A 16,074-nucleotide genomic window follows, 5' to 3' on the forward strand; every position below is an offset into this window, starting at 1 on the left:
AAAAAAGTCTCAATAATGCTTTAGTAACTTGAAAAAATGTAGCACTTTTGTAATAATTATCTGATTTTAATATACTATATTTGCGACTTAAGAACGTTTTTAATTATTAATTAACACTATCTATTAACTAAAAGCAGAATTATGAGAAAACATCTAATTCAATTTCTGTTGGTTGCAGTGCTGTCGGTATTCAGTGCCGCTGCATGGGCTCAGACTACAGTGAAAGGTCAGCTTGTTGATGCTGAAACGGGCGAGCCGTTAGTGGGCGCTGCCGTAATGGTAGAGGGAACTACACAAGGATCGGTGACTGACATTGATGGTTATTTCAAGCAAAGCGTTGCTTCGAATGCCACATTACTTTTCAAGTATATTGGTTACAAGGACTTGAAGAAGAAGATTACACAGAAGGGAGCTTCTGTAGATTTAGGAATTATACAGATGCAACCGGATGCGGTGATGTTGAAAGACGTAACTATCACTTCGTCCATAGCTGTTGCACGTAAAACTCCAGTTGCGGTCTCTACTGTTGATCCTGTATTTATTGAAGAAAGGTTGGGTTCGCAAGAATTTCCTGAAATATTAAAGTCGACTCCGGGTGTTTATGTGACTAAAGATGGCGGAGGTTTTGGTGACTCTAAAATAAATATCCGTGGTTTCAAGAGTGAGAATGTGGCAATGATGGTTAATGGCGTGCCAATGAACGGTATGGAAAATCAGAAAGTTTATTTTAGTAACTGGTCTGGTTTGTCTGATGTTGCTTCCAGCATACAAGTACAACGTGGATTGGGTGCCAGTAAAATAGCTTCACCTTCTGTAGGAGGTTCGCAGAATGTTATAACAAAGACTACAGATGCTAAAAAAGGTGGTTTTGTTTCTTATGCTATGGGTAATGATGGTTATAACAAAATATTGTTTAGCGTTTCTTCTGGTTTGTCAAAAGATGGATGGGCTTTCACTTTATTGGGTGGTAAAGATTGGCGTGACGGATATATTCAGGGTACTGAATCGGAAGGTTATACTTGGTTTGCTAGTATTGCCAAGCGTATCAATGATAATCATCAGTTGTCTTTAACAGCTTTTGGCGCTCCACAGTGGCACAATCAACGTAATAACCAAAATGGCCTTACTATTAAGGAATGGCAACGTGTAAAACAATATATGGGTGATGATAGTCCTTATAAATATAATCCTACATTTGGTTATCGTAATGGAAAGGCTTATAATTCTTCTCGTAATTCTTATCATAAACCTCAAATTTCGTTGAATCATTTATGGCAGATCGATCATAGATCAAGTTTGAGTACAGCTCTTTATGTATCTATTGGACGAGGTAATGGCTATAGCGGTACTGGTGATAGCGAATATAGAAATAAATGGTATGGGGCAAGTAATGGATTGGTGAATAATGATTTTCGTCGTCCTGATGGTACATTCGATTATGATGCCGTAGAAGCATTGAACGCAGAAAGTACTACCGGTTCTAAGATGATTATGAGCAAGATGATGAATGATCACATGTGGTATGGTTTGCTTTCTACTTATACAACCAAATTTGGTGAATATTTCGATTTTTATGGTGGTATTGATGTACGTTATTATAAAGGACTGCATCAAAATGTGATAACCGACCTTTTCGGTGGCTCATATTTTGTGGACTCATATAATCGTAAAAATGTATTGGCTGCTAATAATCCGGTAGGTGGTACACCCGAATACATTAATGAGAAGTTGGGTGTAGGTGATGTCGTATATCGTGATTATGATGGTTTTGTGATGTACGAAGGTGTTTTTGGACAGTTGGAATATAACCAAGATAAATTAAGCGCATTTGTTTCTGGTGGTATTTCTAATACGGGTTATTGGCGTTATGATCGTATGTATTATAGTAAAGATAAAGCGAAATCTTCCGCAAAGAATTATTTGGCAGGAAATGTTAAGGGTGGTATAAATTATAATCTTGATGACAATAATAATGTATTCTTCAATGCCGGTTATATTAGTCGTGCTCCGATGTTCCAGAATACTTTTATTAATTCGCAATCTTCACATGAACGTAATCCGGATGCCAAGAATGAAAAAATCATGTCGTTTGAAGTAGGTTATGGTTTCCGTAGTAGTATTTTCAGCGCGAATTTGAATGCCTATTATACAAAATGGATTGATAAAGCACTGTATGACTCCGGAACTTCTACTGATACTAAAGAGCGTTGGACTATGAATATGTTAGGTGCTAATGCAAATCATATGGGTATTGAACTTGATTTTTCTGCTAAACCATTGCGTTGGCTGGAAGTGACAGGTATGTTCTCTTGGGGTGATTGGCGTTGGAATGGTGATGCTTCGGGCTATTTGTTCAATGCGCAAGGACAGATAATGAAAGATACCCGTGGAGGAGTGGTTACTGATATGTCTACTGCTGAACAGTATAAATATAAAATTAAGATGGACAACGTATCTGTAGGTGGTTCTGCACAAACAACAGCTGCTTTAGGATTGAATATACGTCCTATGAAAAATCTGCGTGTAAGTGCAGACTGGAATTTCTATGCACGTAACTTTGCCGATTATGAAATTGATGCAGGGGAAGCTAAACAAGAAGAGCCCTATTTGATTAGTGCTCCATGGCAGATACCGTCTTATAATACTTTTGACCTAGGAGCTAGCTATACATTCGATTTTGGTAAGATACGTGCTACTTTGAGTGGTAATGTTAATAATGTTCTTGATCAAGAATATATTGCTGATGCTTACGATGGCAAGAACCACGATTGGGAGACGGCGACACGTGTACTTTATGGCTTTGGACGTACTTATTCTGTAAGACTGAAGTTTAATTTCTAAACCAAGACAGATTATGAAAAAAAATATTTTATTAGGAACGCTATTTGCATCTTTGCTGTTGTTGGCAGGTTGCGATTATAATGAAGACAATTTTCCGGGATACGATGAGTATACCCATGCTAAGGATATCCGAAACGATACGATTACTTTAGTGAAAGCCAATTATAAAAAGATTGCTACACTGAAAGCAAATAGAGAACTTGCTCTTTCTAAAGATCCTGAAGGGCAAACTTTTCTAAAAGCTTTGGATCAGTTGACCAGCAACGGTTTCTTTACCGAAGAAGCTCCCGCTGCATGGTATTTGCCTGCCTATATTGATTCTGTTTTCCCTTATTTAAGTAATAAGTCAAAAGTATTGGTGAATTATCAAAATGCAGAAAATTTGCCTGAATATATGGCTGATTTTAATGGAATCAAAGATTATGATCTTACTTCTGAGGATTATAAATCAGTGTGGGGCGATAAGGTGAATGCACTATACATTTCTCCTGCTAAAGTGAAGATGATACCGGAAGTTCTTGCTGCGGCTAATCCAAATGCTAAAAATGGAGATATGCTTTTGGTCAACTACGCTTATTCTGAAACGGAACCGAGTACGGGCGGTGGATCGGAGCCGGAACCAGAACCAGAACCGAAAAAAGTATATCAGTTGGTAAAAGAAGTAGATGAAGCAGGTGGTAATTATGTAATTCTTTCTCCGGATAAAAATGCCAATCTCATTCCTTTTGGAAAGCTTAAGGATGAAACAAAAAATTATGGTTATATGGTAGGCGAAGCAGTGACTGTTGCCGACGGACTCATCACAAGTGATGTTACTGATTATGTGTTGACGATTACCCCTACAGATAAAGGTTATTCTCTGAAGCGTCAGGACGGGAAATATATTTATATGTCCGGGGATTATAATACTTTCAATTTGTCTGCCTCTATGCAGGAAAAAGGAGGTGATTGGGTATTTACTGATAAAGCAACGGATAATTTGAAATCTGTTATCAATGTAGAAAAAAATAAAACCATAAAATTGAATTTTTATGTAGATGGAAATTCTTATTCGTATGGGGCATATTCGGGCTCAAAATCCGGTTCTTATTTGAATGAGTCTTTCATGGGTAATACTGGTCGGTTCACAGTGCAAAATGTAACCATGAATGAACCTTTGAATAGAGTATGGAGTAATACGGCTGATTATGGCTGGAAAGTATCTGCTACGATAAATAAGGTTTCTTATCCATCAGAAAGTTGGTTGGTATCTCCTGAAGTGGATTTAGATAAAGCAAATACACCGGTTTTGGCATTTGAACATGCGCTTAATTTTTTAAATGGTAATAACCGTGTAGATTTCATGGATTTGAAGATTTCTTCTGATTATAAAGATAATGTAGCTACTGCCACGTGGGAGACATTGAATGTACCTGTTTGGCCGGAAGGGAAAAACTGGAATTTTGTGGAATCTGGTAATATTGATTTGTCTGCATATAAAGGCAAAAAAATACGTATAGCATTTGTATATAAGAGTACTTCAGATTGTGGACCTACATTTGAAGTGAAGAATTTGACTTTAACTGATGAGGTGGAAGGTTATTATGCAGATGTACATCTTTATAAAGAAATCTCAGAAGACGAATTGGCTCCTGCTACTTTTGCTTCTACCCGTGCTGCTGTAAAAGCTAATACTTCTGCTGTTTATCGTTATGATGCTACAACTGCGACTTGGACTGCTTATGAACCGACTGATAAAAATACAGATCTTGTAGTATTGCAACCGGCAGATTATGAACCGATGGGATACAACTCAATCAGTGATCCTTCTGTTACATTGCCTATTTTCTTAACCAAGGCTTATCCCTATGTTAAGGCAGATGACAAGAAGGTAGCTGTATATTATTACTATGATTCCTCTGCAAAGAAAACTACTGTTGCTGCTACCGAGTTTACTTATGATGGTGCTGCTTGGCTTGAAACAGCTACAGATATGCCTGCCCGTATGTTGTTTGTGAAAAGTAATGATAAGTGGATAGAAGCAAAAGTATATTATGAAAATACTTTGCTTGGTGGTAATGATGGTGGTTTTACTATTCAGGATATTGAATTGGGAGGATTGTCAAAGGTATGGTCCATTGAAAGGTCTTATGGTTGGAAAGCTACAGGCTATAATGGCGAAAACCAGAAAGCAGAAAGTTGGATTGTGTCACCTGAGATTAGTTTGGAAAAAGCGGCTGTACCTGTCCTGAGATTTGATGCTGCTATAAATCATTTAAAAGGTAATAAAGTTTCAGATTACTTTGTGGTAAAACTATCTACTGATTATGTGGATGATGTTACAAAAGCCACTTGGGTTGATTTGACAATAACAGGATGGCCTGTGGAGGATTCATGGAGTTTTGTTACAGTAGATCCTTGTGAATTGGGTGATTATAGTAATCAAAAGATCCGTATTGCTTTCCAATATAAGAGCGATGAAAAAGCTGCCGCTACTGTTGAAATCAAAAATCTTTCTATTCAAGAATAATGATGGATAGAAAAAACAAAAGCTTAGAATGAAGAAATTATCTTATATATTGCTTTTGCTTATAAGTGTATGGCTCGGAGGGTGTGAAGATTCCTCCGATGCTTTACCTTATGGCTACATTGAGACTACCCAGGAAGGGACATCTACAATGGTAATGAAAGGTTATGAAAACTACGCCGATGGATTTAGCGTTTTCAAGGCCGACGGATTTGACAAACCTTTCTATTTGAAAGAAAAGAAGTTTGTGGGGAATGCTTGGCGTTTTGTTCCGGGAGTCGATGGCAAACTTTCTGCAATGACTGAAGTTCCTGCTGATCAAGTTTGGCAAGAAACTATTGAGGTTGTGAGTGGAAAGAACTATTGGGCACGTTGTAAAAGTGCTACGAAATATAGTTTCTTAAAAGTACGTATAGCTTATATTGAAGGTAATAATGTAGGTATAGAATACATTGCAGCCGGTACAAAGGATCGCGACTTAAGTGAAAATGTTAATGCTAATGTTGCTACGGATAGAGTATCGGTAACCAACTATGAGATGCCTCGATTGAATGCTGCCAATTATTATGTAGATCACTATGTGACAGTGAGCAATGTAAAAGTGTTGAATTATGGTCTTGAATGGAATCCGACAATGAAACATTCTACCTGGGTCGCTTTCAATTTTGATGAAATTACTTGTAAAGAAGGTGCAGAACGTGGGAAGAACTTTTTTGTTGATCCGGAATTGCCTGTTGAAATGCAAGTAACCAATGACCAACATAAGAATGATGGATTTGATCGTGGACACCTTTGTGGCTCTGCCGATCGTCTCTATACTCAGGAAGCCAATGACCAAACTTTCTATTTCAGTAATATATCGCCTATGATTCCTTCATTCAATGGGCAATACTGGGGAGCTTTGGAGAACCAGATACGTAAATGGGGACGCGCTATTCCTACTACGTATGATAAGGTATATGTGGCTAAGGGTGGTACGTTGAATGAATTATTGAAAGATTTTACAGCTACCAAGAAAGGTGGAGATGGTAAACTGCCTTCTACAGATGAGAATGGACTTACCATTCATGGATTGCCTTGTCCAAAATATTATTTTATGGCTATTCTATCACAAAAAGGTGATATTTGGCATGCGATTGGTTTTTGGATGGAACATCAAGAGTATTTATCTGGTAGCCCGTCAGTCAATGAACTAAAGAAATGTGCTGTAAGTATTGACGAACTTGAAGAAAAAACAGGGCTTGACTTCTTCTGTAATCTGCCTGATGTGATAGAGGAGGAAGTGGAGAGTACCTATAACGAAAATGACTGGGCTTGGTAAGAGAACAGTCCTTTTTAACATAATACCAAATTAATAGTGGAGAGGATGTGTCGTGAGACACATCCTTTTTTGTTATCGCTACAAACTACATGTATGTTTGATTAAAATAGTTTATTTAGAAATATATGCTTATTTATTAAAGAAATGGATGTTATGTCTGTTCATTAAAGAAATATGTATTTATTTCTGAAACTATACGAACAAATAGTACTAGCTTTTTGTTTCAACTATAAAGACAAAATTTACAAGTATATGGAGAAATTAACTAAAACGGATATCGGACTTATAGGTCTTGCCGTGATGGGCGAAAATCTAGCTTTGAATATGGCAGATAAAGGTTGGATGGTATCTGTTTATAATCGTACTGTCCCGAGGGTGGAAGAAGGAGTGGTTGAGCGTTTCATTAATGGACGCGCCAAAGGAAAAAGTATCGAGGGATTTACAGATATATCAGATTTTGTAGCTTCTATTGCTACCCCCCGCAAAATAATGATGATGGTTCGTGCCGGTAGTGCGGTAGATGAACTGATGGAACAACTTTTCCCGTATTTATCACCGGGAGATATTCTGATTGACGGTGGTAACTCGAATTACGAAGATACCAACCGTCGTGTTGCGTTAACCGAAAAGGAAGGCTTTCGTTTTGTAGGTGCCGGAGTATCGGGGGGAGAAGAAGGTGCGCTCAACGGTGCTTCCATTATGCCTGGAGGGTCGGAGAGTGCGTGGGAAGAAGTGAAACCTATTCTGCAAAGTATTGCTGCTAAAGCGTCGGATGGTACACCATGTTGCCAATGGATTGGTCCGGCAGGATCGGGACATTTTGTCAAGATGATACATAATGGAATTGAATATGGTGATATGCAACTTATTTCCGAAAGTTATTGGGTGATGAAAAACTTGTTGAAATTGACTAATGAGGAAATGGGTACCATCTTTTCTCATTGGAATGAAGGTAAGTTACGTAGTTATCTGATAGAGATTACTGCCAATATTTTGAGACATAAAGATAAGACGGGCGGTTATTTGATAGATAAAATCTTGGATACGGCAGGACAGAAAGGTACGGGAAAATGGTCGGTAATCAATGCCATGGAGTTGGGTATGCCGCTTGGACTTATTGCTACAGCAGTTTTTGAACGCAGCTTATCTGCCCAGAAGAGTTTACGTGAAGAGTCTTCCAAGCAATTTGTGTGCCAACGTACGGAAGTTGTTTACAATAAACCTGAAATGGTGAAAGATATCTATGCTGCGTTGTATGCTTCTAAGCTAGTGTCGTATGCGCAGGGATTTGCTGTGTTGCAACGTGCGTCCGATACTTTTGGATGGAAATTGGATTTGGCTTCTATTGCGCGTATGTGGCGTGGGGGATGTATTATCCGTAGTATCTTCCTGAATGATATTGCAGCGGCTTTTGAGGTAAAGGATAAACCGAGACACCTTTTGTTGGCGCCTTACTTTAAAGAAGAAATCAAGCAGTTGCTCTCTGGGTGGAAACATTTGGTGGTACAAGCTATGAAAGAAGAACTTCCGGTACCTGCATTCTCATCGGCGTTGAATTATTTTTATTCATTGGTATCGGCCAAGTTGCCGGCAAATATGATTCAGGCACAACGTGATTATTTCGGAGCACATACCTTTGAGCGTGTAGATGAGCTTCGTGGACAATTTTTTCATGAGAATTGGACCGGACATGGAGGTAATACCAAATCAGGAACTTACAATGTGTAAAGAGGAACTACTATGAATAAATTTGTAATGATTATTTTTGGAGCTTCAGGCGATTTGACGAAGCGTAAATTGATGCCGGCATTATATACTTTATATAAGGATGGACGTTTACCGGATGGTTTTGCTATTCTGGGTATTGGGCGTACAGAATATGAGGATGATAATTACCGTACATATATATTGAAAGAACTTGAACAGTTTATCGCTTCGAAAGAGCAAGTTGAAGAAAAGATGACAGATTTTTGTAGGCATCTGAATTATCTGACAATGAATCCTGCTGATGTAGAGGAATATGGCCGTTTGAATGACCGTTTGCAGGAATTGACAGGTGAAAAAGAACCGGATAATCTTCTGTTTTATCTGGCTACCCCACCTTCGCTTTATGGCGTTATTCCACTTCATTTGCAGACAGCACATCTGAACACTCCCCATTCACGTATCATCGTCGAAAAACCTTTTGGGTATGATTTAGAGTCAGCCCGTGATTTAAACCGGATTTATTCTTCTGTATTTGAGGAGCATCAGATTTATCGTATTGATCATTTTCTGGGTAAAGAGACTGCTCAGAATATTCTGGCTTTTCGTTTTGCCAATGGTATTTTTGAACCATTATGGAACCGTAATTATGTGGATTATGTAGAAATCACTGCGGTAGAGAATTTAGGTATAGAGCAACGTGGCGGATTTTATGAAGGCGCAGGTGCCTTGCGTGATATGGTGCAGAACCACCTTATACAACTGGTGGCATTGACAGCTATGGAACCTCCTGCTATCTTCAATGCTGATAATTTCCGAAATGAAGTGGTAAAAGTTTACGAATCTCTTGCACCATTGACGGAGGAAGACCTGAATGAACATATTGTTCGTGGACAGTACACTGGTTTCGGAACGAAAAAAGGTTATAGAGAAGAGAATAATGTATCGCCTGACTCACGTACCGAAACTTATATTGCCATGAAAATCGGTATCAACAATTGGCGATGGAGTGGTGTTCCCTTCTATATCCGTACCGGAAAACAAATGCCTACAAAGGTAACGGAGATTGTAATACATTTCCGTGAAACACCACATCAGATGTTTCATTGTGAAGGTGGCCATTGCCCCCGTGCCAACAAACTTATTTTACGATTGCAACCCAACGAAGGTATTGTCTTGAAGTTCGGAATGAAAGTTCCGGGTCCCGGATTTGACGTGAAGCAGGTTATGATGGACTTCAGCTATTCCGAATTAGGGAGGCTGCCTACCGGTGATGCTTATGCTCGGTTAATAGAAGATTGTATACAAGGTGACCAGACACTATTTACTCGTAGTGATGCCGTTGAAGCTTCCTGGAAATTTTTTGATCCTGTTTTAAATTATTGGAAGAAACATCCTGAGGTTCCGCTCTACGGTTATCCAATCGGTACTTGGGGGCCTTTGGAGAGTGAAGTAATGATGCACGAACATGATGCTGAATGGACCAATCCGTGTAAAAATCTTACAAATACAGACGAATACTGTGAGTTATGAAAAGTTACATTTATACTACTGCGACAGAAACGGCGCATGCGCTCATTAAATATCTCATTGATATGATGAAACAAGAGCCGAAACGAATTTTTTATTTTGCTTTCAGCGGAGGAACTACTCCTTCAATTATGTTTGATATTTGGGCGAATGAGTATAAAGAACAAACTCCATGGGAACGGATGCGTATCTATTGGGTAGATGAACGGTGCGTTCCTTTCGAAGACTCGGAAAGTAATTATGGTACAATGAGCAGGTTACTTTTGAATGAGGTCAGGATGCCGGATGAATTTGTTTTTCCTGTCTACGCATTCCATTCTCCCGAAGAAGAAGCCAAACGTTATTCGGAACAAGTATATCGTACATTACCTTTGTGGCGTGGCTTTCCGGTTTTTGATGTTGTGTTGCTTGGTGCAGGTGACGACGGGCATACATCTTCTATCTTTCCGGGACAAGAACATCTTCTGTCTTCTTTTCGTCCATATGAAGTCAGCTTCAATCCTTATAACGGGCAGCAGCGGATAGCCATGACAGGATGCCTGATATTCAGTGCTAAGAAGATAGTCTTTCTTGTAACTGGAAAAAGTAAGGCAGATGTAGTCCGTGATATCTTGAACTCGGGTGATACCGGTCCTGCCGCCTTTGTGGCGCATCATGCTTTAGATGTTGATGTCTTTGCTGATGCTCAGGCTGCTGGAAAGGAAGCGGATACTATTTAGAAGTACCGCTTTCCAGAATGCTTACTATTGAGAATAGTGTGAAACATATACCTCCTAAGCCGGCTAATACGCGCGCCGGTACAAAGTAGGCATCGTGTATTGTTGCCATCTCGAAAATGAAGACGGAGAGGAACAGGCAGGTTAGGGCTGTAAATATTGGAATTAACGGGATACGGTTGGCTAGTTTGAATGTGTTTCGCCAGATAGCAGCAAGCAGGATGACTTTGCTGGAAATACTGTAACACACCAGTCCCAATCCTATCATGATAAATCCGATAGAGGATTTGATAATGTTGGGATTACCTAAAATCAAGAGTCCCCAAACGATACTGAGTGTTCCCATGGATAATACTAATGCAGGCCACCATCTTTTTTCAGGATGTGTGTATGTATTACGTATTTGGCGTACGATTGTTGCTACCAATGCTACCAAGCTGGTACAGATACAGGCAATTCCTGCCATGACGTGTCCGGCTACATAATAAGCATTGTGTGTGTCGCTTTTCGTAAGAAGCCAGAAGGTCCATATCCATGTAACAGTTGCCAGGATAATGGCGATGATTATCAAAATATTGCCTTCTATGGAGTTAAATGCTTTACGGGGTACCTCGTGTCCGGTTGTATCGGAGTTTTCAGGGATGAGAGTGAAACGTGTAGAGGAAGTTGCTGTGGTTGCGACGCATGCTGTGATGAAGGCTACTCCGCAAACTACATGTCCGGCTACGAAATGGCTGGCACTAGCAGCTTCATTTATGTATTCCCATCCATAGATAAAAGTGATAATGGCTGCCATGTAACCGATGATAGGTAGGGCATATTTTACTATCGGGCTATATGTATGGATAATTTGCCGGATGATTGTGGCTGCCGTAGCAAATAGTGCGATACAAATCATCCCTAAGGATAACAATACCGGACCGGCGACATACTTTGCCGGGTCCACTCCCATATAAAGCACGAAAGTTCCGTAGCTAAAACAAAACAAAGCCATCAGTAAGGGTATGGCTCGGAAAAGAATACTAATTCCGTAATTCATAATTAGCTTATTTAGAGTTTTTACTTTCTAACAGTGACATTCTGGCTTTGTTTTTCTTTTTAAGTTTTATTTATAGCATATAGAGTTTACAAAGTTAAATCAGGGGGCTAATCGAGATATTTCCCAGTTTCCATTCTCTAATAGTGTATATTGAAAACGATCGTGTAGTCTGTTTTCACGTCCTTGCCAAAACTCAAAACGGGTAGGAGTGACTACAAATCCTCCCCAATTATCAGGACGTTTCACTACTTGTCCCGCCAACTTTGTTGCCTCATAAGCAAATGCACGTATAATTTCCATCCGGCTGCCGATGACATGGCTTTGCGGGGAAACTCTGGCTCCGATTCTACTTTTGTAAGGACGAGTTGCAAAATAAGCCTCTGATTCTTCGGGAGTACATTTTTCAGCTTTCCCCTCGATATGTACCTGTCTCTCCAATTTATGCCACACAAAGGACAAGGATATATATGGGTTACCTGTTAATTGTTGTCCTTTACGGCTTTCGTAATTTGTGAAAAATAGAAACTTCTCATTTTCCATCCCTTTCAGTAATACGGTTCGTGTAGAAGGATGTCCGTCAGTTGATACAGTGGCTATAATCATGGCGGTAGGTTCGTCTTCGCTACTATGGATGGCATCGTCCAGCCAATATGCAAATTGTTCGAAAGGATCGTTGGAAATGTTGTTTTTAGTGAGTTTCCCACGCGTATATTCTTTTCGGATATCAGAGATTTGAGATTTCATACTTCGTATAATTTTTTTCATCTATAACAATGAAGAAGGGGATAGAGTTCTGATAAATATTATACTTCAGGGATAGTTTATTTATTATCACAATAAGAAATTAGTGTTTTCATTTTACTAATTAAGTTTATATTATTACTTTTGCGGTACCACTCATGTACGATATAAATGCGCCACAACGCAGCGGAAGGCATTAAGCCCTCGGCTGTGCGTTGTGGCGCACGTTTGTGTTAGTACTGAGTGGTATCATATTAACAGGCTGGGGGCTTTTTCGTTCTGTTCGTAGTGCTTTTTTTCGTTAACCCATTTTTAATATACTGAGGCTACAAAATGCCTATTTAATTTTGTCGTTGTCCCGCCCCGCTTGTGACAAGTAGGACGGGATTTTTATATTATAACTGAATATATTTGGAAAATCCACCATAATGTAAAAGCACTTCCAACGTTCGCTTACGGAGGAAGTGCTTTACACAAAAACTAAACTAGACTTAACTAAACTATTCTATTGGGGGAGTTTCACAACTCCTATCTGTTCGATGCAAAGGTAAAAAAACATCTTTTAATATGCAATAGGATATTGTAAGAAATCGACCAAATTTTATTATTTATCTATGGTAAACTGGATTTTAGCTACGCTTTTCCAGGAAATCCTGAAAAACCTGTTTATAGCTATCGCTGATGGGGATGTAACTCTTCCCAAAAACTATACGGCCACGGTCGATAATGCGTATTTTGTCTTTTTGTACTATGTAGGAACGATGTACGCGCATAAAGCGGGAAGCAGGGAGCAACTCCTCCATGGCTTTCATACTCATAAGTGAAAGAATAGGTTTGGGAGTATTTTCTTCGTAGATTTTGACGTAATCCTTCAAACCTTCTATATAGAGAATATTTTTAAGTTCCACTTGTACCAGTTTGTAGTCACTTTTCACAAAAATACTTTCAATTACCTCTTTGGGTTGTTGCAACAACCCAAACCATTGCACAGCTTTGTTGGCAGCTTGTAAAAAATCAACGTATGAAATAGGCTTCAACAGATAGTCCAAGGCATTGACTTTATATCCATCTATTGCATACTGGTCAAAAGCTGTGGTGAACACAATACGTGTGTGAAAATCTACCATCTTGGAATATTCAAGACCATTGAGCTCCGGCATCTGGATGTCGAGAAAGAGAAGATCGACATGTTTGTCCGGTAAATCTTTCATAGCTTGTACAGCACTAGAATACTTGCCTGCAAGTTCCAGAAAAGGAGTTTTCAGAACGTAGCTTTCCAGAAGGTTTAAAGCCAAAGGTTCATCGTCTACGATTGCACATCTTAAATTCATACTGTTTTAATACCTGATACATAAAGTTGATTTATATTCTTTTCCATTCTCACTTACTCCATGTTCCCATTCATAACGTTCCGGATAGGTCAGTTCAAGCCTTTTACGCACCTGTTCCAATCCGATGCCGCTTCCACTCTTATCCGTTTCACTTTTGGGATGATAACTATTGATAATTTCGCAACGTACTTCTTCGTGGCTTTCACTGAAACGAATACGGATGAAACTAGGTTCAGTAGAAGATATACCATGCTTAAAAGCATTCTCAATCAGAGAAATGAAGATGAGTGGAGCAATCTCTGTACGACTATCCGGACGAACCTCGAAATGCGTCTCTACGGTGACATTGGAAGCGAGCCGTATGCGCATCAACTCAATATAGTTCCGAATAAAATCCATCTCTTTACCCAAAGCGACAAAAGTCTGTTGATTGTCATAAAGGACATGGCGTAACAATCGGCTTAATTCCTGAACGGCAGATTGCGCCTTGTCCGTATCAAAGGCAATAAGGGCATAGATGTTATTCAGAGTGTTGAGCAGGAAATGAGGGTTGAGCTGATTACGCAGGTTCTTCAATTCTGCTTCAGTACGGCTTTTCTCTGCTTCACGACGGGCTGCTTCTACCTGTATCCATCGTCCGCTCAGTCGGATGGCTACACTCAACCCGACGGTAAGTATCATGGTGAATGCATCACGCAATATGAATATCCATTTGGGAGGTCCCATATGCCTCCTTGAGTTACCGCTACCTTTGATAAAATTCTGAAAAGCATATTCTTGCCAGAAGTGCACGCCTGCCGTAACACAGATTATCAACAGGACATTCAGTAACAGATATCTGTTGATGCGTCCCTCAAACAGATAGTGGGGGATGAGATAACAGTAATTCACATAAAACACGATAAAGAAAGAGAGTGGAACCACGCTGCCATGCCGCAGATATTCTACCCAAGTTATTGTGAACCCGCTACGTGTCATCATCAAGAATGGGAAACCGAAAACAATTCCCCAGCCGATGATATGTATCAGGGCTTCAATGATGCGCGACCGTGAGTAAAGAATTTGTTTCATACTGTTGCAAAAATAAACAAAATAATGAAGAACTCTTCATTTCTTTATCATCATTCGTATCTTATTGCTTCTATCGGATCCAAGTCTGCTGCTTTCTTGGCAGGATACCAACCGAAAAAGACACCGGTGACGGTACAGACCGCGAAACTGAGGAATACACTCCATAGCTGGATATAAATGGGCCAGTGGGCCACACTCTTGACTATCCAACTTGCTCCGCAGCCGATGATAACTCCGATAAGTCCGCCGGTGATACTGATAAGAATAGCTTCAATCAGGAATTGTGACAGAATATCCACTCCACGGGCACCGACACTCATTCGCAGGCCGATTTCGCGGGTACGTTCCGTGACGGATACATACATGATGTTCATGATACCGATACCACCGACTACCAGTGAGATACCGGCAATGCAGGCAAGTAGGGTGGTCATCAAGTCAGTGGTGGTGTTCAGCATCGAACTGAGTTCCTGCTGGCTGCGGATAGTAAAATCGTCATCATCACTTTCCTTCAACTTATGATTGCGTCGTAGAATTTCAGTGATTTCATCAGTGGCATTGTCCGTCATATCCTCTGTCAGGGCAGAAGCGAAGATACCACTGAGATAAGTTTGGGCGAGTAATCTTTTCATAACGGTAGAGTAAGGCGCAAGTACTACGTCATCCTGGTCCATACCCATACTGTTGTAACCTTTCGATTTCAGTACACCGACTACCCGGAAAGGTACTTGATTAAATCGGATGATGCGACCTACCGGATCTTCTCCGTTGGGGAATAGATTATCTTGTATGGTCTTGCCGATGACACAAACTTTGGCGGAGGTCTGTATATCGGATTCGGTAAACATTTCTCCGTTCTCCACCGTCAACTGTCTGATTTCTAAATAGTCCGTACCGACACCGCTCACGGAAGAAGGATAGTTGTTGTTGCCTGCAATAAGTTGTCCCGATGAAGACACGTTGGGGCTGACAGCGGCAAGGAAGTTTGTTTCATTTCGCAGAGCTTCGTAATCGGTAAGTTTCAAGGTCTGCATGGCGCTGGGGTCTTGACGTACACCACCACGCATATCGGCTCCCGGATGGATCATAATCATGTTCGAACCCATTTCGGAGATTTGTGCCTGGATACTCTTCTTCGAACCTTGTCCGATGGCAAGCATGGTGATGACCGATGCTACCCCGATGATGATGCCCAGCATGGTGAGGAATGCCCGTAACTTGTTGTTGGCAAGTGCCCGGAGGGCTATTTTAAATAGGTTGGTTCCATTCATATT

The 16,074-nt window shown here is 40.1% G+C and carries 11 protein-coding genes; 6 read left to right on the forward strand and 5 right to left on the reverse strand.

Annotation, left to right across the window (positions count from 1 at the left end; all coding sequences use genetic code 11):
* The first annotated feature begins 141 nt into the window (after positions 1 to 141).
* From C1A09_RS04035 to pgl, 6 genes are all read left to right on the forward strand, one after another.
* The gene (locus C1A09_RS04035; protein WP_101542474.1) at positions 142 to 2,841 is read left to right on the forward strand and encodes a TonB-dependent receptor; all 2,700 of its coding nucleotides are present in this window, start codon (positions 142 to 144) and stop codon (positions 2,839 to 2,841) included.
* 13 nt (positions 2,842 to 2,854) lie between these two features.
* Positions 2,855 to 5,350, forward strand: a complete 2,496-nt coding sequence (locus C1A09_RS04040; protein WP_101542475.1) for a choice-of-anchor J domain-containing protein — start codon at positions 2,855 to 2,857, stop codon at positions 5,348 to 5,350.
* A 28-nt stretch (positions 5,351 to 5,378) separates the two neighbouring features.
* Positions 5,379 to 6,668: a DNA/RNA non-specific endonuclease gene (locus C1A09_RS04045; protein ID WP_101542476.1), complete on the forward strand. Its 1,290-nt coding sequence runs from the start codon at positions 5,379 to 5,381 to the stop codon at positions 6,666 to 6,668.
* A gap of 252 nt (positions 6,669 to 6,920) precedes the next feature.
* Complete coding sequence (gene gnd / locus C1A09_RS04050; RefSeq protein WP_101542477.1) at positions 6,921 to 8,396, forward strand: decarboxylating NADP(+)-dependent phosphogluconate dehydrogenase; 1,476 nt, start codon at positions 6,921 to 6,923, stop codon at positions 8,394 to 8,396.
* Between the two features lie 12 nt (positions 8,397 to 8,408).
* Positions 8,409 to 9,905, forward strand: a complete 1,497-nt coding sequence (gene zwf, locus C1A09_RS04055) for a glucose-6-phosphate dehydrogenase (protein ID WP_101542478.1) — start codon at positions 8,409 to 8,411, stop codon at positions 9,903 to 9,905.
* The gene (pgl, locus tag C1A09_RS04060; RefSeq protein WP_101542479.1) at positions 9,902 to 10,621 is read left to right on the forward strand and encodes a 6-phosphogluconolactonase; all 720 of its coding nucleotides are present in this window, start codon (positions 9,902 to 9,904) and stop codon (positions 10,619 to 10,621) included. The genes zwf and pgl overlap by 4 nt, the downstream gene beginning before the upstream one ends.
* Here the strand turns inward: pgl and C1A09_RS04065 are convergent.
* The 5 genes from C1A09_RS04065 to C1A09_RS04085 form a co-directional block, all read right to left on the reverse strand.
* Positions 10,614 to 11,657 (reverse strand): DUF2776 family protein, encoded by a 1,044-nt coding sequence (locus C1A09_RS04065; protein WP_101542480.1) that lies wholly within the window; start codon positions 11,655 to 11,657, stop codon positions 10,614 to 10,616. The two genes, pgl and C1A09_RS04065, sit on opposite strands and share 8 nt — an antisense overlap.
* 99 nt (positions 11,658 to 11,756) lie before the next feature.
* Complete coding sequence (pdxH, locus tag C1A09_RS04070; protein ID WP_101542481.1) at positions 11,757 to 12,401, reverse strand: pyridoxamine 5'-phosphate oxidase; 645 nt, start codon at positions 12,399 to 12,401, stop codon at positions 11,757 to 11,759.
* A gap of 626 nt (positions 12,402 to 13,027) precedes the next feature.
* Positions 13,028 to 13,729 carry a LytR/AlgR family response regulator transcription factor gene (locus tag C1A09_RS04075; RefSeq protein ID WP_101542482.1) on the reverse strand — a complete coding sequence of 234 codons (702 nt, stop codon included), beginning with the start codon at positions 13,727 to 13,729 and terminating at the stop codon, positions 13,028 to 13,030.
* 6 nt (positions 13,730 to 13,735) lie between these two features.
* Positions 13,736 to 14,800, reverse strand: a complete 1,065-nt coding sequence (locus C1A09_RS04080; RefSeq protein WP_101542483.1) for a sensor histidine kinase — start codon at positions 14,798 to 14,800, stop codon at positions 13,736 to 13,738.
* A gap of 50 nt (positions 14,801 to 14,850) precedes the next feature.
* A complete protein-coding gene (locus C1A09_RS04085; protein WP_101542484.1) occupies positions 14,851 to 16,071 on the reverse strand; it encodes an ABC transporter permease in 1,221 nt (406 codons plus the stop codon).
* Between the last annotated feature and the right edge of the window lie 3 nt (positions 16,072 to 16,074).

It is taken from the genome of Bacteroides cutis, from assembly GCF_900241005.1.
In the GTDB taxonomy this organism is placed as follows: Bacteria; Bacteroidota; Bacteroidia; order Bacteroidales; family Bacteroidaceae; genus Bacteroides; species Bacteroides cutis.

Bases quoted from the DNA above. Each gene is read 5' to 3' on its own strand.
- C1A09_RS04035 (WP_101542474.1), top strand. From the start codon at position 142: ATGAGAAAACATCTAATTCAATTTCTGTTGGTTGCAGTGCTGTCGGTA.
- C1A09_RS04040 (WP_101542475.1), top strand. From the start codon at position 2,855: ATGAAAAAAAATATTTTATTAGGAACGCTATTTGCATCTTTGCTGTTG.
- C1A09_RS04045 (WP_101542476.1), top strand. From the start codon at position 5,379: ATGAAGAAATTATCTTATATATTGCTTTTGCTTATAAGTGTATGGCTC.
- gnd (WP_101542477.1), top strand. From the start codon at position 6,921: ATGGAGAAATTAACTAAAACGGATATCGGACTTATAGGTCTTGCCGTG.
- zwf (WP_101542478.1), top strand. From the start codon at position 8,409: ATGAATAAATTTGTAATGATTATTTTTGGAGCTTCAGGCGATTTGACG.
- pgl (WP_101542479.1), top strand. From the start codon at position 9,902: ATGAAAAGTTACATTTATACTACTGCGACAGAAACGGCGCATGCGCTC.
- C1A09_RS04065 (WP_101542480.1), bottom strand. From the start codon at position 11,657: ATGAATTACGGAATTAGTATTCTTTTCCGAGCCATACCCTTACTGATG.
- pdxH (WP_101542481.1), bottom strand. From the start codon at position 12,401: ATGAAATCTCAAATCTCTGATATCCGAAAAGAATATACGCGTGGGAAA.
- C1A09_RS04075 (WP_101542482.1), bottom strand. From the start codon at position 13,729: ATGAATTTAAGATGTGCAATCGTAGACGATGAACCTTTGGCTTTAAAC.
- C1A09_RS04080 (WP_101542483.1), bottom strand. From the start codon at position 14,800: ATGAAACAAATTCTTTACTCACGGTCGCGCATCATTGAAGCCCTGATA.
- C1A09_RS04085 (WP_101542484.1), bottom strand. From the start codon at position 16,071: ATGAATGGAACCAACCTATTTAAAATAGCCCTCCGGGCACTTGCCAAC.